The 16,138-nt window shown below is 66.4% G+C and carries 16 protein-coding genes; 8 read left to right on the forward strand and 8 right to left on the reverse strand.

What is annotated here, in order from left to right:
- Window position 1: 1 nt before the first annotated feature.
- From FFS52_RS17535 to FFS52_RS17565, 7 genes are all read right to left on the reverse strand, one after another.
- The gene (locus tag FFS52_RS17535; protein ID WP_137810433.1) at window positions 2-1,222 is read right to left on the reverse strand and encodes an MCE family protein; all 1,221 of its coding nucleotides are present in this window, start codon (window positions 1,220-1,222) and stop codon (window positions 2-4) included.
- A complete protein-coding gene (locus tag FFS52_RS17540) occupies window positions 1,219-2,277 on the reverse strand; it encodes an MCE family protein (protein WP_065629748.1) in 1,059 nt (352 codons plus the stop codon). The genes FFS52_RS17535 and FFS52_RS17540 overlap by 4 nt, the downstream gene beginning before the upstream one ends.
- Complete coding sequence (locus FFS52_RS17545) at window positions 2,270-3,391, reverse strand: MCE family protein (RefSeq protein ID WP_065629792.1); 1,122 nt, start codon at window positions 3,389-3,391, stop codon at window positions 2,270-2,272. The genes FFS52_RS17540 and FFS52_RS17545 overlap by 8 nt, the downstream gene beginning before the upstream one ends.
- 57 nt (window positions 3,392-3,448) lie before the next feature.
- On the reverse strand, window positions 3,449-4,300 hold the full coding sequence (locus tag FFS52_RS17550) for an ABC transporter permease (RefSeq protein WP_137810434.1): 852 nt from the start codon (window positions 4,298-4,300) through the stop codon (window positions 3,449-3,451).
- Between the two features lie 3 nt (window positions 4,301-4,303).
- The gene (locus tag FFS52_RS17555; RefSeq protein ID WP_065629749.1) at window positions 4,304-5,068 is read right to left on the reverse strand and encodes an ABC transporter permease; all 765 of its coding nucleotides are present in this window, start codon (window positions 5,066-5,068) and stop codon (window positions 4,304-4,306) included.
- A gap of 63 nt (window positions 5,069-5,131) precedes the next feature.
- Window positions 5,132-6,022 (reverse strand): 3-oxoacyl-ACP reductase, encoded by an 891-nt coding sequence (locus FFS52_RS17560; protein WP_137810435.1) that lies wholly within the window; start codon window positions 6,020-6,022, stop codon window positions 5,132-5,134.
- 82 nt (window positions 6,023-6,104) lie between these two features.
- Window positions 6,105-6,299 carry a ferredoxin gene (locus FFS52_RS17565; protein WP_065629750.1) on the reverse strand — a complete coding sequence of 65 codons (195 nt, stop codon included), beginning with the start codon at window positions 6,297-6,299 and terminating at the stop codon, window positions 6,105-6,107.
- Between the two features lie 147 nt (window positions 6,300-6,446).
- Here FFS52_RS17565 and FFS52_RS17570 point away from each other — a divergent pair, with 147 nt between their 5' ends.
- The 8 genes from FFS52_RS17570 to FFS52_RS17605 all read left to right on the forward strand — a co-directional run bounded on the left by FFS52_RS17570 (window position 6,447) and on the right by FFS52_RS17605 (window position 14,934).
- Window positions 6,447-7,649: an acyl-CoA dehydrogenase family protein gene (locus tag FFS52_RS17570; protein WP_058253575.1), complete on the forward strand. Its 1,203-nt coding sequence runs from the start codon at window positions 6,447-6,449 to the stop codon at window positions 7,647-7,649.
- A 121-nt stretch (window positions 7,650-7,770) separates the two neighbouring features.
- On the forward strand, window positions 7,771-8,895 hold the full coding sequence (locus FFS52_RS17575; protein WP_137810436.1) for an acyl-CoA dehydrogenase family protein: 1,125 nt from the start codon (window positions 7,771-7,773) through the stop codon (window positions 8,893-8,895).
- Window positions 8,892-10,424, forward strand: coding sequence for a long-chain-fatty-acid--CoA ligase (locus FFS52_RS17580; RefSeq protein ID WP_137810437.1), 1,533 nt, complete (start codon window positions 8,892-8,894; stop codon window positions 10,422-10,424). Before FFS52_RS17575 ends, FFS52_RS17580 begins: the two co-directional genes overlap by 4 nt.
- A gap of 179 nt (window positions 10,425-10,603) precedes the next feature.
- Window positions 10,604-11,014, forward strand: coding sequence for a hypothetical protein (locus tag FFS52_RS17585; protein WP_058253553.1), 411 nt, complete (start codon window positions 10,604-10,606; stop codon window positions 11,012-11,014).
- A 1-nt stretch (window position 11,015) separates the two neighbouring features.
- Window positions 11,016-12,398 (forward strand): hypothetical protein, encoded by a 1,383-nt coding sequence (locus FFS52_RS17590; RefSeq protein ID WP_137810438.1) that lies wholly within the window; start codon window positions 11,016-11,018, stop codon window positions 12,396-12,398.
- 343 nt (window positions 12,399-12,741) lie between these two features.
- Complete coding sequence (locus FFS52_RS17595) at window positions 12,742-12,987, forward strand: hypothetical protein (protein ID WP_137810439.1); 246 nt, start codon at window positions 12,742-12,744, stop codon at window positions 12,985-12,987.
- A 120-nt stretch (window positions 12,988-13,107) separates the two neighbouring features.
- Complete coding sequence (locus FFS52_RS17600; protein ID WP_137810440.1) at window positions 13,108-13,704, forward strand: hypothetical protein; 597 nt, start codon at window positions 13,108-13,110, stop codon at window positions 13,702-13,704.
- A 477-nt stretch (window positions 13,705-14,181) separates the two neighbouring features.
- Window positions 14,182-14,934 carry a DUF1275 family protein gene (locus FFS52_RS17605; protein ID WP_137810441.1) on the forward strand — a complete coding sequence of 251 codons (753 nt, stop codon included), beginning with the start codon at window positions 14,182-14,184 and terminating at the stop codon, window positions 14,932-14,934.
- A 50-nt stretch (window positions 14,935-14,984) separates the two neighbouring features.
- Here FFS52_RS17605 and FFS52_RS17610 read toward each other — a convergent pair whose 3' ends face one another.
- Complete coding sequence (locus FFS52_RS17610) at window positions 14,985-16,124, reverse strand: nitronate monooxygenase family protein (protein WP_058253558.1); 1,140 nt, start codon at window positions 16,122-16,124, stop codon at window positions 14,985-14,987.
- Between the last annotated feature and the right edge of the window lie 14 nt (window positions 16,125-16,138).

The raw sequence follows: 16,138 nt of genomic DNA on the forward strand, positions 1-16,138 counted from the left end.
GTCACCTCCCCCTCGTGGTCGGCGCGGGCGTGGGATAGGTCGGGCTGGGCAGTGGTCCGCGCGGCGTATCGCTACCCGCTGGAGGTCCCAGGCTCCAGCCCTGTGGAAGCAGCGGGTTGCCCGTGTACATCAGCGACTGCCACAGCTGCGGGTACCGACCGCGCAGGGCGTTGAGGAACACCGCGGTGTAGTCGCCGAAGGTGTTCACGCCGACGAGGGAATCGAACTTCGGGCCCGACGCCACTGCTTCGCCGAGGGTGTTCGCGAACGGTCCGAGACGGTCGATCGTCTCCTTCAGCTCTTTCTCGTTGTCGGTGAGGATCGTCGCGACGCGGTCGAACTTCTGCAGCACGGGCGTCAGCTGCGCGTTGTTCTCGGCGATGAAGCCCCGCAGCTGAGCGGTGACGTCACCGATCCCCTTGATCAGCTGGTTGAGCGCGTAGCGCCGCATCTCGATCTCCCCGACGAGCGCGTTGGCGTCGATGAGCAACCGGTTGATCTGTTCGTTGCGGTCGCCGACGATCTTGCTCACCTGGTTGGCCTTGGCGAGCAGCGCCCGCAGTTCCTTGTCGCGGTCGGCGACCGCTTTCGACAGCCGCGCAACACCGTTGACCGCCCCCTGGACCTGATCCGGTGTCTCGGAGAACGTGATCGTCAGCGTGTTGAGCGCCTCGTTGAGCTGGTCGGTGTCGGTGTCGGCGACGGTGTCGGTCGCTCCTTCGAGTGCGTCCTGCAGCGAATACGGCGAGATCGTGTTGCCGACCGGGATCGAGCCACCGGGCTTGATCCGGTCGCCTCCGTGCGGGATGACCGTGAGATTGCGTCGGCCCAGGACGGTCTCGGTCCGGATCGCGGCCTGGGAGTCCGACCCCATCTCGACGGTGTCGTCCATGCGGAACCCGACCTTGACCTTGGTCCCGGCGTCGGTACCGGCCAATTCGATCGACTCGACCGTGCCCACCTGGACCCCGGACACGGACACGATGTCGCCCTTGGCGAGTCCGCCGGCGTCGTCGAAATAGGCACTGTAGGTGCTGATCGGCGAGAGATAGGGCAACTTGTCCATCTGCATGGCGGTGATCACCACCAGACCGATCACGACGATGCCGATGACGCCGACCTGGGCGCGGCTGCGCTGCCCGCGCTTCACCTCGCGGGCGACGTCGGCCTCGTCGGATTCGGATCTGCGGCTCGAGAACAGGCCCCCGAACGGAAGACTCATGAGCCGTCACACCTTCCGCCGGCCGTCGTGGTATTGCCCATCACGTTGTTCGACGTGTACAGGATCGTCTGGCCACCGGGCGCCGGCAGCATCAGCCGGATGCGGCAGAAGTAGAGTTGAAGCCACGCGCCGTAGGAGCCCAGGTTCGACAACGTCTTGTAGTCCTCGGGGAGTCGTGAGATCAGGTTGCGGACAAAGGGTTCCGCGGCCAGCAGCTCCTCCGAGACCCGACCGGTGTTGGTCACCATCGACTGCAGGGTCGGGCGGGTCGTCCCCAGCAGGTCGGCGAGACCGTTGGTGACACGGGAGGTCTGGGTCAGCGCGTTGCCGATGGTGCCCTTCTGCTCGGCGAGCCCGGTCACCAGTTGTTGCAGGAGGTCGACGCTGGTGTCGAGGCCCTCGCGGTCGCCGTCGAGCGTGGCGAGGGTCGTGTTGAGGTTGTCGATGACGTCGCCGATCAGTTCGTCGCGGTCGGCGAGCGTGTTGGTGAACGACGAGGTGTTCTCCAGCAGCGTGTTCAACGCGCCGCCCTGTCCCTGGAACACCGCGATCAGCGAGCTGGTCAGCGCATTGGCCTCGTCGGCGTCCAGAGTCCGGAACAGCGGTTTGAAGCCACCGACGAGCTTGTCGAGATCGAGCGCGGGCTCGGTCTGGGCGACCGGGATCTGGGCGCCGTCGGCGAGGAAGGTGGAGGTGTCGCCGGTCCCCTGCTGCAGCTCGAGATACCGGTCGCCGGTGAGGTTCTCGTATCGGATCAGCGCGCGGACCGATTCCGGCAGCGGATACTGCTGGTCGACGCTGAAGGTGATGACGGCGTCGTTGTCACGGTTCAGTTCGACGCCACCGACGGACCCGACCTCGACGCCGGCGATCTTGACCTTGCTGCCCGACTGCATCGCCGAGGCGCTCGTGAAGACGGCGCTGTACTCGTTCGACGCCCCGGAGCGGTATCGGCTGAAGACGACCACCAGCGCCACGAACACCAGGACCATCACCACCGTGAAGGCGCCCAGCTTGATCAGGGTCGCGCGGAACGCGCGGGCGCGATTATCCACGGGGGGGCTCTCCGAACAGGATCTGGAACAGCTTCTGTGAGTTCGCCTTCGGCTTGGTTCTGGGTTGATAGGGCTGCGGCGCATTGTTTCCGACGTAGAACGGCGCGTGCACCTTGGTCGCCGGATCACCCAGCCCGCCCTGGCACGTCGGCGGGCCCTCTACCCCGACACGGGGCAGGTCGTACGGATATTGATACGGATCCTTGCCGGGGAGGATGCTCGCGTCGAGCATCAGCATGCCGTTGCGCTCACCGAGGAACGGTGCCGCGACCTCCGACGCGACCGCACTCGCGGTCAGGAAGCACTTGATCCCGGGCGCGTTGTAACCGAGCAGCGCGGCAATGGGATCGAGGTCGGACAGCGCACCGATGAGCGTGTTCTTCGACGGCGCGATGACCCCGTTGATGGTGTTCGCCATCCCGGTGGCATTGATGAGCAGGGCGTCGAGGTTGGACGTGTTGTCCACCAACGTGTTCCCGACGACGGTGAAGTTGTCGACGGTGCGCAGCAGATCCGGCATCGAGTCCGCGTACACGTTGGTGACGGTCGCACCTTCCCGGAACAGCCGGTTCAGCGCGGGCAGATGGGGATTGGTCTTGCCGAGCAGTGCGGTCAGCTGCTCGAGGGCGACGCCGATCTCCTCACCCTGCCCCTGCAGCGCGGTGTCGATCGCACCGAGCGTCGCGTTGAGCTTCTCCGGCTGCAGCTGTGCGAGCACCGAGACGAGCTGCTGGTACACGGTGTTCAGTTCGACGACGACGCGGTCGGCGGGGATCTCGGCACCCGCGGTCAGCGTGCCCTCCGGCTCGCCGGGCACCACGAAGTTGACGGCCTTGGCGCCGAAGATGGTGTTCGACTTGATGTCGGCGGCCACATTGGCGGGGATCTTCGCCATATCACCGTCGGCGATGTCGAGGGTGAGGATCGCGTCGCCCCCGCGCTCGGTGATCTCCGCGACGCGCCCCACCTCGACGCCGCGCAGCTTGACCTTGGCGTCGGGGTTCATCACCAGGCCGGCCCGGGGAGCCACGAGGGTGACCTGCTGGGTTCCCTGGAAAGCACCGAGGAACGACGCGCTGGCCCCGATGATCAGGGCCAGCAGCACCGCGACCATGACCACCGCCGCCGTCCGGCGGGTCGCCCGTGAACGCTCTTGTCTCCTGCTCATCGCTCAGCCCGCCAGGTTGAACTTGCCGTCGGCGCCATAGATGGCGAGGGAGGTCAGAAGTGTGATCACGACCACAACAACGAGCGATGCGCGGACCGCGTTCCCGACAGCGACACCGACGCCGACCGGCCCGCCCGAGGCGTTGTAGCCGTAGTACGTGTGGATCAGCATGACGGCGACCGCCATACAGATCGCCTGCACGAACGACCACAGGATGTCCGACGGGATGAGGAACGTGTCGAAGTAGTGGTCGTACACGCCGGGCGACTGTCCGTAGAGGAACACCGTCGCCGAGCGGCTCGCGAGGAACGACGCCAGTGACGCCAGCGCGTAGAGCGGGATGATCGCGATCAGCCCGGCGATGATGCGCGTGGACACCAGGTACGGGATGGACGAGATCGCCATCGTCTCGAGCGCGTCGATCTCCTCCGAGACGCGCATGGCACCGAGCTGCGCCGTCGCGCCCGCACCGATGGTCGCGGCGAGGGCGATACCGGAGATCACCGGGACGGCGATGCGCACATTGATGAACGCCGAGAAGAAGCCGGTGAGGGCCTCGACGCCGATGTTGGCCAGCGAGCTGTAACCCTGGACGGCGATGGTGCCGCCGGTGAAGAGGGTCAGGAACCCGACGACCACGACGGTGCCGCCGATCATCGCCAGCGCGCCGGTGCCCATGGAGATCTCGGCGATGAGCCGCAGCGTCTCCTTCTTGTAGTGCTTGATCGCACGCGGGATCGACACGACGCTGTCCCAGTAGAACAGCGCCTGGTCGCCGATCTGATCCCAGTCCTCGCCGGCTCGCTTGGCCGCGACGCGCGCGGTCCGGAACCGGGTGGTGAACGGAAGTACCATCGCTCAGCCCGCCGTTGCCTTGAGACCGACCGCCGTCACGACGACGTTGACGACGAACAGCGCCATGAACGAGTACACGACGGTCTCGTTGACGGCATCGCCGACGCCCTTCGCGCCGCCTTTGACGTTGAGTCCCTGGTAGCAGCCGACCATCCCGGCGAACAGACCGAACAGAGCGGCCTTGACCATCGAGATCATCAGCTCGCCGAACCCGGTGAGCAGGGTCAGGTTGGCAACGAACGCACCGGGATTCACATCCTGGAGGTAGACGGAGAAGATGAATCCGCCGCCGATGCCGATCGTGCAGACGAGGCTGTTCAGCAGCAAGGCCACCCCGGTGGAGGCCACGATGCGCGGGACCACCAGCCGGTGGATCGGGTTGATGCCGAGCACCTTCATCGCGTCGATCTCTTCGCGGATGGTCCGGGCGCCGAGGTCGGCGCAGATCGCGGTGGCGCCGGCACCGGCGACGATCAGCACGGTGACGATCGGGCCGATCTGGGTGACGGTGCCGAGAGCGGCACCCGCGCCGGACAGGTCCTGCGCGCCGATCTCGCGCAACAGGATGTTCAGGGTGAAGCTGACGAGAACCGTGAACGGGATGGCGACCAGGAGGGTGGGCACCATCGACACGCGGGCGATCGCCCAGGACTGTTCGACGGTCTCCCGCCACTGAAACGGACGGTGGAACAGCTCGCGCGCCGACTCGACGCCGAGCGCCACGAAATCACCGATTCCACTGAGGGGTGTGGCCAGTTTGCTCAGCATCGCCCAACCCCCTTCACCCTCGCACCATCGCGAAACCTATCACGCACAATCGAGCTGAATTGGTCAGTTGACCAGAGCGCTTGCCGAGAATGTGCGTCCCGGATCGCGGTCGGCGAAGTGTCCCGTCAGGGTCTTCGCGAGGTCATCGGCGGACCACGCATCACCCTCGGCGACGAAGACCTCGTCGACGGTCGGCGCGGCCATCAGGGTGACCTTGGGACCGTAGACGACGAACACCTGACCGGTGACGGCGTCGGAGTCGGAGCCGGCGAGGTAGGTGACCAGCCGCACGACATGCTCGGGATCGAGAGGGTCCACTCCGTCGGTGGGTGCGTCGCCGAAGACGGCGGCGGTCATCGCGGTCCGCGCCCGCGGGCAGATCGCGTTGGCGCGCACGCCGTATCGCTTGAGGGCACGCGAGGCCGACAGCGTGAGTGCGGTGATACCCGCCTTCGCGGCGCCGTAGTTGGCCTGCCCTTCGGGACCCAGCAGCCCGGCCTCCGAGGCGGTGTTGATGATCCGGCCGAACACCGGGCCGCCCGCCTCCTTGGAGGCCGCGCGCCAGTGCGCCGCCGCATTGCGGGTGAGCAGGAAGTGTCCGCGCAGGTGTACGCGGATCACCAGGTCCCACTCGTCGTCGGTCATGTTGAACAGCATCTTGTCGCGCACCACGCCGGCGTTGTTCAGGACGATGTCGAGCGAGCCGAGCTGGTCGGTCGCCGTCGTCATGATGGCGGCGGCGGTGGCCGAGTCGCCGATGTCGCCGGGCACCGCGACCGCGCGGCCGCCGGCGGCGGTGATCGTGTCGATCACGTCGCTCTGATCAAGCGCCGCGGGGAGGTCGTTCACGACGACCGTGGCCCCCTCGGCCGCCAGTCCGATGGCCTCCGCACGACCGAGACCAGCACCTGCACCGGTGACGACCGCGACGCGACCGTCCAACGTGTAACCCACCCGATTTCCTCCTGAGCTAAAACTAGAACCTGTTCTAGCATGATTCGCGGATGGATGGAACATATCGGCGTTTTCGCTCGGGTCAGTCCTCGACGACGGTCAGCGCCGACTTCGGACAGTTGGCGGCGACCTGACGCAGTTCCTCGACACGGTCCGCGGGGATGTCTTCTTGGAGAATCACCAGGTAGTCGTTGTCATCCAGATCGAAGAAGTCCGGAGCCATCCCCACGCAGATGGCGTTGGACTCGCAGAGGTCGAAATCTGCCTTGATACGCATCGGAACCGTCTCCTCGTCGATAAGTCACCTGTTGACTGGGCTGTGAGAACAGGTTAGAACGTGTTTCAGAAGTGCACGAGCACTTCGTCTGTCAACTTGACCATAAGCCGGGACCGGACGCTAGCCGATCCACCCCTTGGAGTGTCGATGCGCATCGCCTATACCGACCAACAAGCCGAGCTCCGAAGGGAACTCCGCGACTACTTCTCCGGCCTCATGACCGAGGAACGTCGTGCCGCCCTGTCGGGCGGCGACGGTGAACTCGGCGAGGGCGACGCGTACCGTGACGTCGTCGCGCAGATGGGCGCCGACGGCTGGCTCGCCCTGGGCTGGCCCACCGAGTTCGGTGGCCAGAACAGGTCGATGATGGACCAGCTGATCTTCACCGACGAGGCGGCGATCGCGGGTGCACCCGTCCCGTTCCTCACCATCAACTCCGTGGCGCCGACGATCATGAACTACGGGTCGGACGAGCAGAAGGCGTACTTCCTCCCCCGGATCGCGGCGGGCAAACTGCACTTCTCCATCGGGTACTCCGAGCCGGGCGCCGGCACCGACCTCGCCGCACTGCGGACCACCGCGGTCCGCGACGGCGACGACTACGTCATCAACGGCCAGAAGATGTGGACCAGTCTGGTCGCCTACGCCGACTACATCTGGTTGGCCTGCCGCACCGATCCGTCGACGCTGGAACCGGGCGGCAAGAAGCACAAGGGCATCTCGATGCTCATCGTGCCCACCACCGCCGAGGGCTTCAGTTACACGCCGGTGCACACCATGTCGGGGGTGGACACCAGCGCGACCTACTACCAGGACGTCCGGGTCCCCACGTCGTCGATCGTCGGCGAGGAGGGCGGCGGGTGGCCGCTGGTCACCAACCAGCTCAACCACGAGCGGGTCGCGCTCTGCAGCGCGGCGCCGATCCAGACCGCCCTGCGCGAGACGATCGCGTGGGCTCAGCAGACCAAGACCGGCGACGGTCATCGGGTGATCGACGCCCCATGGGTGCAGCAGAACCTGGCCCGCGTCCACGCCAAGGTCGAGTTCCTCAAGCTGATCAACTGGAAGATCGCCTCGGTCGCGAGTTCCGGCGGATCGCCGAGCCCGGCCGACGCCTCCGCGACGAAGGTCTACGGCACGGAGTTCGCCACCGAGGCCTACCGACTCCTCATGGAGGTCGTCGGACCGGCCGCGACGCTGCGAACCGGAAGCACCGGCGCGCACCTGAACGGTCGCCTGGAGCGGTTCCAGCGCACGTCGCTGATCCTCACGTTCGGCGGCGGCACCAACGAGATCCAGCGCGACATCATTGCGATGCTCGCCCTCGGCCTGCCGCACCAGCGCAGATAGCCCCGACCGCTGGTTGAGCAGCCAGCGAGCACGCCCCCGCTGGTTGAGTAGCCCCGAGCGAGCGCAGCGAGCACGCGGCGTATCGAAACCACCAACCGCACCCCGAACCTGGAGACCCACCATGGACTTCTCGCTTCCCGAGTCCGGCGCCGACGTCCGCGGGCTGGCCCGCGACATCGCGACCTCGATCAGCACCCCCGAGCGGGTCGCCGAACTGGAGACGGCTCGTGCCGCGCTCGACGCGGACCTGTGGCGCGACCTCGGCGGCGCCGGACTCCTGGGCCTCGAGTTGTCCTCCGAGACCGCCGGGGATGCCGGCGGCGACCTCGGGGTCGTCGAGAATGCGCTCGTCGCAACCGAACTCGGCCGCGTGCTGGCCCGCGTACCGTTCGGTCCGCACGCGATCGCCGCCCTTCCGGTGATCGCCACGCACGGCTCGTCGGCACTCCGGGAGCGGATCCTGGGGTCCGGGGCCACCGGCGACTCGGTGCTCACGGTCGCCGTCGAGGAGGACCTGGCCACCGACTTCAGCTCGCCCGCAACCACCTTCTCGTCCGACGGCGGCCTGACCGGCGTGAAGGTCGACGTCCCCTACGCCGAGGCCGCGGACATGTTCGTGGTCACCGCGTCCGGACCCAACGGTGTCGTCGCGGTGGTCGTGGCCGCCGATGCCCCGGGCGTCGTCGTCACCCCGACCCCCGCCACCGGGCTGATCCCGTCGGCGCAGGTCGAATTCGACGGCACGCCGGTGTCCGACGACGCCGTTCTCGACGGAGGCGCCGACACGGCCGCGACGCTCATCGCGCGTGCGACCCTGGCCTGCTGCGCCGAACAGACCGGCATCGTCGAACGCGGCCTCGAGCTCACCGCCGAGTACGCCCGCGAGCGCGAACAATTCGGCCGCGCCATCGGGTCGTTCCAGGCGGTCGCCCAACGTCTCGCCGACGGGTACATCGATGCCCAGGGGTTGGCACTCACGACGACGCAGGCGGCCTGGTTGCTCGACCATTCGACCGGCCACACCCCGGAACTGCAGAATGCGGTCGCCACCGCCAAGTTCTGGGCCGCCGAGGCCGGGCACCGGGTGGCGCACACGGCCGTGCATGTGCACGGTGGTGTCGGCCTCGACACCAGTCACCCGGTCCATCGTTACTTCTTGCGCGCCAAGCACAACGAGTTCGCATTCGGCTCCGCGACCGCCTCGGTGCGGGCCATCGGAGCCGAACTGGCCGCCACGCCGGCGTGAACCGACCGGTCGCGGCGACGCACGCCTCGACGGTCGCCGATCTGCTCGCTCCGCTGATCGAGATCGACGACCGCGGGGTCTGGTTCGAAGGCGAATTTCGCACCTGGACCGATCATCTCGTCGATGCGGCGCTGCTGGCCGGGGTGTTGCGCGGCCGGTTGTCGGATGACCGCCCGCGTCACGTGGGCGTGCTGCTGGCGAATACGCCGGTGTTCAGCGCGCTCTTCGCCGCGGCGGCACGTCACGGATTCGTGCTGGTGGGCCTGAACACCACCCGGCGTGGCGACGCGCTCGCCGCCGACATCGCCCGTGCCGAATGCCAGATCGTGCTGTGCGGCGACGACACCCGGCATCTGCTGGACGGCCTCGACCTGGGCGGAACCCGCGTTGTCGATGTCGATTCGCCCGAATGGGCGGCCGCGGTGATCGCGGGTAAGCCGGCACCCCTTGCCGACGCGGCGCCGGACGACCTGCTGATGCTGATCTTCACGTCGGGGACGACCGGCGACCCGAAGGCCGTGCGGTGTACGCACCGGACCTTCGCGACCAGCGGTCCGATGCTGGCCGATCGCTTCGATATCGGGCCGAACGATGTCGCGTATCTCTCGATGCCGATGTTCCATTCGAACGCGATGATCGCCGGGTGGTGCGTCGCGGTGGCGGGCGGGGCGTCGATCGCGTTGCGGCGCAGCTTCTCCGCGCGTGGGTTCGTCGACGACGTCCACCGGTACGGCGTGACGTATGCCAACTACGTCGGCAAACCGATGCACTACATCCTCGCGACCGATCCGCGCCCCGACGACGCGGCGAGTCCACTGCGGATCATGTACGGCAACGAGGCATCTGCCCGCGATCGGCTCCGGTTCTCCGAACGATTCGGCTGCCGCGTCGTCGACGGATTCGGATCCACCGAGGGCGGGGTGGCCATCACGCGCACCCCCGACACACCCGATGATGCCCTGGGCCCGCTGCGCGAACCGACCGCGGTCGTCGACGTCGACACCGCCGAGCCCGTTCCGGCCGGCGTGGTCGGTGAGATCGTGAACCTCTCAGGGCCCGGCCTTTTCGCCGGCTACCACAACGATCCCGACGCCACCGCGGACCGCATGCGCGGCGGGATCTACCACACCGGCGACCTCGCCTGGGTCGACGACGCCGGTTACCTGCACTTCGCCGGACGTCTCGGCGACTGGTTGCGCGTCGACGGCGAGAACATCGGCACCGGCCCCATCGAGCGAATCCTGCTGCGTCACCCGGCGATACGGCAGGTCGCGGTGCACGGCGTGCCGGTCGAGATCGGTGACGAGATCGAGGCGGTCCTCGTCGCCGACGTGCTCACGGCCGACGACTTGAGCCAGTTCCTCTCCGCGCAAGAAGATCTCGGCCCGAAACAGTGGCCGCATCGGGTGCGGCTCGTCGACGAACTCCCCGAGACCGCGACCTTCAAGACCGTCAAACGCCTCCTGGCTTCCGATGCCACCCCGCCCACCTGGCGTCGGGACGGTCGGGTCTATCGCGCCGCGACGTAGGCTCCCTCCCACGATCCGTATGACGTTGTGCCCGGTTTCCGGGCATCACGTCATACGGATCTTCTGCGCCCCTGTGGATGGCGCTCCGCGTTCGCGATCGTCACGCACTACGTTGACAGCGCACAGTTCTGGTATGCGCTGATCGTGCTAGCTTCTACGCACACTCTCGGGGGGAGACGATGGCAGATCTGACCGTAGATCCGGCAGCGCTGGTCACAGCCGCTATGGAGATCCAACAGTGCGCTTCGAACATCGGGGGGTTGCACCTCAGTGCAGGACTGGGGACCACCTACGCGACCCAGACGTTCGGCGGCCTCGCCGGCTCCTTCCGAGGCGCGACCGACGACATGAGCGATATCGCGAGCTCCGGTGATTCGCAGATCAAGACGTCGATGTCGAATGCTTCGAAGGCAATCTCTGCTTTTGCTGAGTTGGTGATCAACGCCCGCGACACCACCGTCGACACTGATCAATCCGGAGCAAACCGCATTTCGAGCGCGATCGCCTTCCCTTCGAGGACCGGCCCACTGACGGACCACCCAGTTCCGCTCGAAATTCTCCTGGGCGTCACGGAGAGGGGACCGCGGTAGCATGCCGCCGAGCTACAACGAGGTCACGGCATGGACGCCTGATCAACTCCGGTTCATCGCCAATGGACTCTTCGCTATGAAGGCTCGTCTCGACGCCGAGGCACCCAAGGCTGGAAACCCAGTCCTCAACCTGACGGGTGCGGAGTGGACGGGTAAGGCCAGAGGACCAGCCGATGACCGAGCGGAGGCCATCACACGCTGGCTCCGCGGCGTCGCGGACGAATACGGCGATCTCGCCGATGCGATGAACCGCGGCGCGTTTTCCATCGAAGGAGCAGTCACCGCCCTCGAGAACGGGACAACGTCATCAGAGTCCCAGGGTTATGTGCTGAATAGGGGAAGCCGCGAGTACGAGGTGACCTTCGAGAAAGCGAAGGCTCCGCCGGGCGCCGAGTACGACGCGAACGTCGCCTTTCAACATCAAACCGCCTTGCGCAATCTCGGTATAGCTGCGGACCAGGCGGTGAGCGACACGAGCGCAGCCGTCAACTCCGCTTTGGCTGCACTTGGCGGCATCACCCCGGTTTCGATCGCCACGTCCAGCGGGTCGATGACGCGCGCGGCGAATCAAGTGGACGCGTTCCGGGAAGTCTACGGACGCGTCCCGGTCAGCGAGAACGACTGGCGAATGGCGGCCGCGTTGGATCCGCACAGCTACAACCCGAAAAACAAGGGCGTTCCGCCGGTTGTCAGCATTATCAAGATCAATCCTGTACCTGGGCAGGGAGTAGTGGCCACGGGTTTGTTCATTCCGATCGACAAGGTCATCGCAGGCCCTGGGTGGATGAAGTTCAACAGGAATCTCGGAGACGACCGAGGCTTCGATCCGAACTTCTCCCCAGAAGACACCCGCGTGTCCTATTTCATCGATTACGAGAACGGCGTGATCGTGGCACGTCAGAACCCTTCCTGCGATGACAAAGGCAATGTCAAAACCGGAACTCCGTCGGTGCAGGCAAGCCAGCTACCCGATGGAACGGTTGCAATTGCATATGACGGTTGGGATCCGCTCGCACCTCCTGGGCCAGAAAAAGTTGGCTGGTCCGTCAATGGCCAGACCATTGTGACGCCCGGCCAGGGCGGCGCTCGAGTGTCGGGCGAAGCCACGGATTTCCCTTCCATGGAGACCTACCAATACCTTCCCGATGGCCGGACTCAAGTCTTACACCAAGACGACGCAGGCGACCACCACGAGACAGGTCCAATGGCGAATCTCCCCCTCCACCACGATTACGGCGACTACAAAGACGATTTGGATCGCTTTCCGACCGAAACGTATGTGTCACCCGGAAATCACTCGTATCCAATCGACCTTGGCGATATCACCGGAATGACTGATCTGGGTGACCCGGAGAATCCCCCTGTACTCAAAGGAGTTCGATGAGACATTTTGAATTTGCTATTCATCCTCTAGAGCAATACGAAGCGAGCTGAGTCTCGTGTCGTCTTCCACCGAGAAGCCAGCTGATCCAGACGCTCGCACAGGCCAAACCATTTTTGCGGCCCAGACAGCGATAGCAGTCCTCGTCATGATCGCCATGTTTGTGGCACCCGCTGTGCCTGGTCTGTGGTCAGCGACCATCTCTCGTGTACTCGTCGCAGTTGCTGCCCTCACGACGTCGTTCGTTCTCTACTTCTTCAGCAACTCGGCGCGGGGATGGGCGGCCGTGATCGCGGTAGCCACGTGTGTCAGTGGCACCGTGTTGATGCTGCTGGAGGCCTGACACGTGGATACTCGGTTCTTCGGTCCGGTAACACCCTTCGCCACGATTGCCGCGTCGGCGACATCACTTCTTGCATATGCGCTCTTGTGGGGACTAGGGCTCGTACTCGGCGTTCTACTGTTCTTGTTCAGCGCCGTCGGAACGTACGCCCACGGCATCACCAGGCAGGTGTGCACCGGCATCGCCATTGGCACGCTGGTGGTTTTGGGCGGTTTCGCGATCGCCGTGCTGTTTTTCGCCGACACGTGATGTGCGCGTCGCGACGGCCGCCTCGCGCCTGCCGGGCGGCGGGGAATGTGTCCATTGGAGGTGCATGTGCACTCCGGATGGGAGACTGACACCACCACGTCCGACGAGAGGCTCGAAACGATGACCGGTAGGTACCTGCTCCGCACCCTGGGCATCGCACTCGGATGCGCAACCGCGGCAATCCTCTCCCCCGCGATCGCGAACGCCGCACCGAACGACGTGACGATCACACCCTCGGTGTCGGGCAACTCGGTCACCGTGACCGTCACGAACCGGTCCACGGCGGTGATCGGGTGCAAGATGTTCGGACTCCCGGCCGGGTCTGTGGCCGACAGCGACTCGCGACCACCCTTCGGATACGTCAACCCGGTCGACCCGCGCGCACTGATCGCGCCGGGCGGCACGCGCACCGTGGCGCTCGAGGTGTTCACCGACGAGGGCCCGAGTGGGTCCACCGTCCTGCCCGACGGCGCCTACGACCTGTACTGGGGATGCACCACCGTGCCTGGATTTGACGGCGTCGAACAGTGGGGCACGCTGGGCCCGGCCGGAAAGCCGTCGACCGCGCGAACCACGCGGCTGACACTTCCCGCCGAAGTCGGCACCCTGATCGCACCGACCCCCATGCCGCCAGGGCCGTGCCCCGACGCGAGTTGCCTCCCGCCCGACGTCGCCGACATCGTCGACGACCTGTGGGGCGAGTACACCTCGCCCTAGCCTGAGCGAAGCGGCGAGGCCGTTTCGAGATCCCTTACCCTGTCGCCCAGTGGCTTCGACTCGGCTCCTCGCTCCGCTCGGTGCCGGCTCAACCAGCGCGGGGTGGCCGACCGCGCGGGCACCAGCCTGCCGGCTCAACCAGCGCGGGGTGGCCGACCGCGCGGGCACCAGCCAGCCGGCTCAACCAGCGCGGGGTGGCCGCTGCCGCGGGATCAAGACGACTGGCGGCCTCGACGCAACGGTCGTGCCGACGCGTTGGTTCCGAAGACAGGTCGATTGGTGACCGATTGCCCGGCTGGTCCCGCATGTGGTCGGACTCACGTGGCGCCGACGGCCGACTTCCGGTGCTCTGGGAGATAGGGAACCGCTCAATTCGGGCTTCCCCGACGGGACAGACCGCCGATGCCGCCGGGACGCACTCCCCCGTTCGAAAGCCGATCACGACCACAGCCCTATCGACAGGACTGGAGCCGACCGATGACCGTAGCCGAACGCACCGCACCCGAATCCGACTCCCGCAGACAGTCAACCCGAACGGAGCTGCTGGGCCCCTTCCACGACGGGCGAGAAATGATTCTCGCCGCCGTCCTCGCCGCGTTGGCCGGGGCCACCGGCGCGGCGGCGTGGCTGTACTCCTCCGGGTGGTACGTGACCTTCATGACGGGCAACAGCGAGCGACTGGTGCTCGAACACGTCAAGGGGGCCCACCAGCTCGGCTTCACCGCTCTGCTGACCGTGGTGGTGTTCGTTCTCGGCGTGTTCGTGGCCACCCTGGCCAGGATGTACGTTTGGCGCAAAGCCCGGCACGGGGCGACGATGCTGACCGCGGGCTCGACGATCGCCGCGTGGCTCATCGACATCAACCTCGACAACGGCAACCGAGAATTCGGCGCCGGCCCGGTGCTCTGCCTGGCCTTCGGTCTCGGCGCACTCAACACCTCGATCAGCCGCAAGGGCGAGGTCGTCATGCCTCTGTCCTACGTGACCGGCACCCTGGTGAAAATTGGCCAGGGCGCCGGGTTGCACGTGTCCGGCGCCAAGCGATGGGGATGGGTCGCTCACCTGAGCACCTACGCGGGATTCCTCGCCGGTGCAGGATTCGGCGGCCTGCTGTTCAACGCCTTCGACGAACGGAACTCGCTACTGACCCTGGCCGTGGTCGCGGTGGTCGCCGCGGCGATCACCTGGCGTCTGGATCATCCCAAGTTCTTGCGTGCCGACGTCCGCTGACATGAGTGGCCGCGTCGTCGGCCGGTCGCGTCGACTGCTGGGCAGGCCGGTCAGCCGCCCAGCGTCTTGTTCATCCGGCCGACGGCCTCCTCGTACTCGCTGACGAGGTCGGCGATGAGGTCGGCGACGGGCGTGATCGCGTTGCAGCGTCCGACGATCTGACCGGCCGGCATCGCGACGACATCGGGATTGTCGGCCTGTGAGATCCGTGCGTGCGCCTCGGCGACGAGCAGGTTCTGCAGCGGCATCGGCAACGGTTCGGGCGCGGACTCGGCGTCCCAGGCATCGGTCCAGGCCGTCTTCAGCAGTCGCGCAGGCTTTCCCGAGTAGATGCGGCGGCGCACGGTGTCCCGCGACGTCGCCTTCAGCAGTGCCTGCTGGACAGTCGACGGCTTGTCGGAACCCTCCGGCACGCCGAGCTTGTACTCCGCCGCCGTCAGCCAGTACGTGCCCATCCACACGCCCTGCGCACCGAGCGCGATCGCCGCGGCGATCTGGCGGCCACTGCCCACGCCACCGGCCGCGAGGACCGGCGCGGTGTCACCGACCGCGTCGACGAGATCCGGCCACAGGATCATCGAGGTGACCTCACCGGTGTGCCCGCCGCCCTCGTAGCCCTGGGCGATGACGATGTCGACGCCCGCCTCGACGTGATGCAGCGCATGCTCTTTCGCGCCCGCGAGCGCGGCGACCAGGACGCCGTTGTCGTGCGCGGTCTGGATGACGTCGGCCGGCGGCGAGCCGAGTGCGTTGGCGATCAGCTTGATCTGTCCGTACTTACGACGATGCTCCATCGCGACGTCGACATGCGAGCGCGCGACCGAGTGCAACCAGCCGAGCACCCCGGCGTCGACCCGGTCTCCACCCGGGAGCGGGGGCACACCCAGATCGTCGAGCGTGCGTTCGACGAACGCGCGGTGCTCCGGCGGGATCATCGAGTCGAGGTCCATCTTCGAGCCCTCGGTCGGGATCTTGGCGGGCATCACCACATCGACGCCGAACGGTTTGCCGTCGGTGTTCTCGTGCATCCACTCCAGGACTTCGTCGAGCTCCTCGGCCTCGTTGAAGCGGACACAACCCAGGACACCGAGGCCACCGGCCCGACTGATCGCCGCCGCCACGTCCTGGCTGGGGGTGAATCCGAAGATCGGATACTCGATGCCGAACTTCTCGACCAGTTCAGTACGCATGTTTCAGCTCCCTT

The sequence above is a fragment of the Gordonia sp. ALPHA1B1 genome, assembly GCF_005502615.1.
Classification (GTDB): domain Bacteria; phylum Actinomycetota; class Actinomycetes; order Mycobacteriales; family Mycobacteriaceae; genus Gordonia; species Gordonia hongkongensis.

What these genes read in the sequence shown, in the direction of transcription:
- FFS52_RS17535 (WP_137810433.1), bottom strand. Translation starts at nt 1,222, where the DNA reads ATGAGTCTTCCGTTCGGGGGCCTGTTCTCGAGCCGCAGATCCGAATCC.
- FFS52_RS17545 (WP_065629792.1), bottom strand. Translation starts at nt 3,391, where the DNA reads ATGGTCGCGGTGCTGCTGGCCCTGATCATCGGGGCCAGCGCGTCGTTC.
- FFS52_RS17550 (WP_137810434.1), bottom strand. Translation starts at nt 4,300, where the DNA reads ATGGTACTTCCGTTCACCACCCGGTTCCGGACCGCGCGCGTCGCGGCC.
- FFS52_RS17555 (WP_065629749.1), bottom strand. Translation starts at nt 5,068, where the DNA reads ATGCTGAGCAAACTGGCCACACCCCTCAGTGGAATCGGTGATTTCGTG.
- FFS52_RS17565 (WP_065629750.1), bottom strand. Translation starts at nt 6,299, where the DNA reads ATGCGTATCAAGGCAGATTTCGACCTCTGCGAGTCCAACGCCATCTGC.
- FFS52_RS17570 (WP_058253575.1), top strand. Translation starts at nt 6,447, where the DNA reads ATGCGCATCGCCTATACCGACCAACAAGCCGAGCTCCGAAGGGAACTC.
- FFS52_RS17575 (WP_137810436.1), top strand. Translation starts at nt 7,771, where the DNA reads ATGGACTTCTCGCTTCCCGAGTCCGGCGCCGACGTCCGCGGGCTGGCC.
- FFS52_RS17585 (WP_058253553.1), top strand. Translation starts at nt 10,604, where the DNA reads ATGGCAGATCTGACCGTAGATCCGGCAGCGCTGGTCACAGCCGCTATG.
- FFS52_RS17590 (WP_137810438.1), top strand. Translation starts at nt 11,016, where the DNA reads ATGCCGCCGAGCTACAACGAGGTCACGGCATGGACGCCTGATCAACTC.
- FFS52_RS17600 (WP_137810440.1), top strand. Translation starts at nt 13,108, where the DNA reads ATGACCGGTAGGTACCTGCTCCGCACCCTGGGCATCGCACTCGGATGC.
- FFS52_RS17605 (WP_137810441.1), top strand. Translation starts at nt 14,182, where the DNA reads ATGACCGTAGCCGAACGCACCGCACCCGAATCCGACTCCCGCAGACAG.
- FFS52_RS17610 (WP_058253558.1), bottom strand. Translation starts at nt 16,124, where the DNA reads ATGCGTACTGAACTGGTCGAGAAGTTCGGCATCGAGTATCCGATCTTC.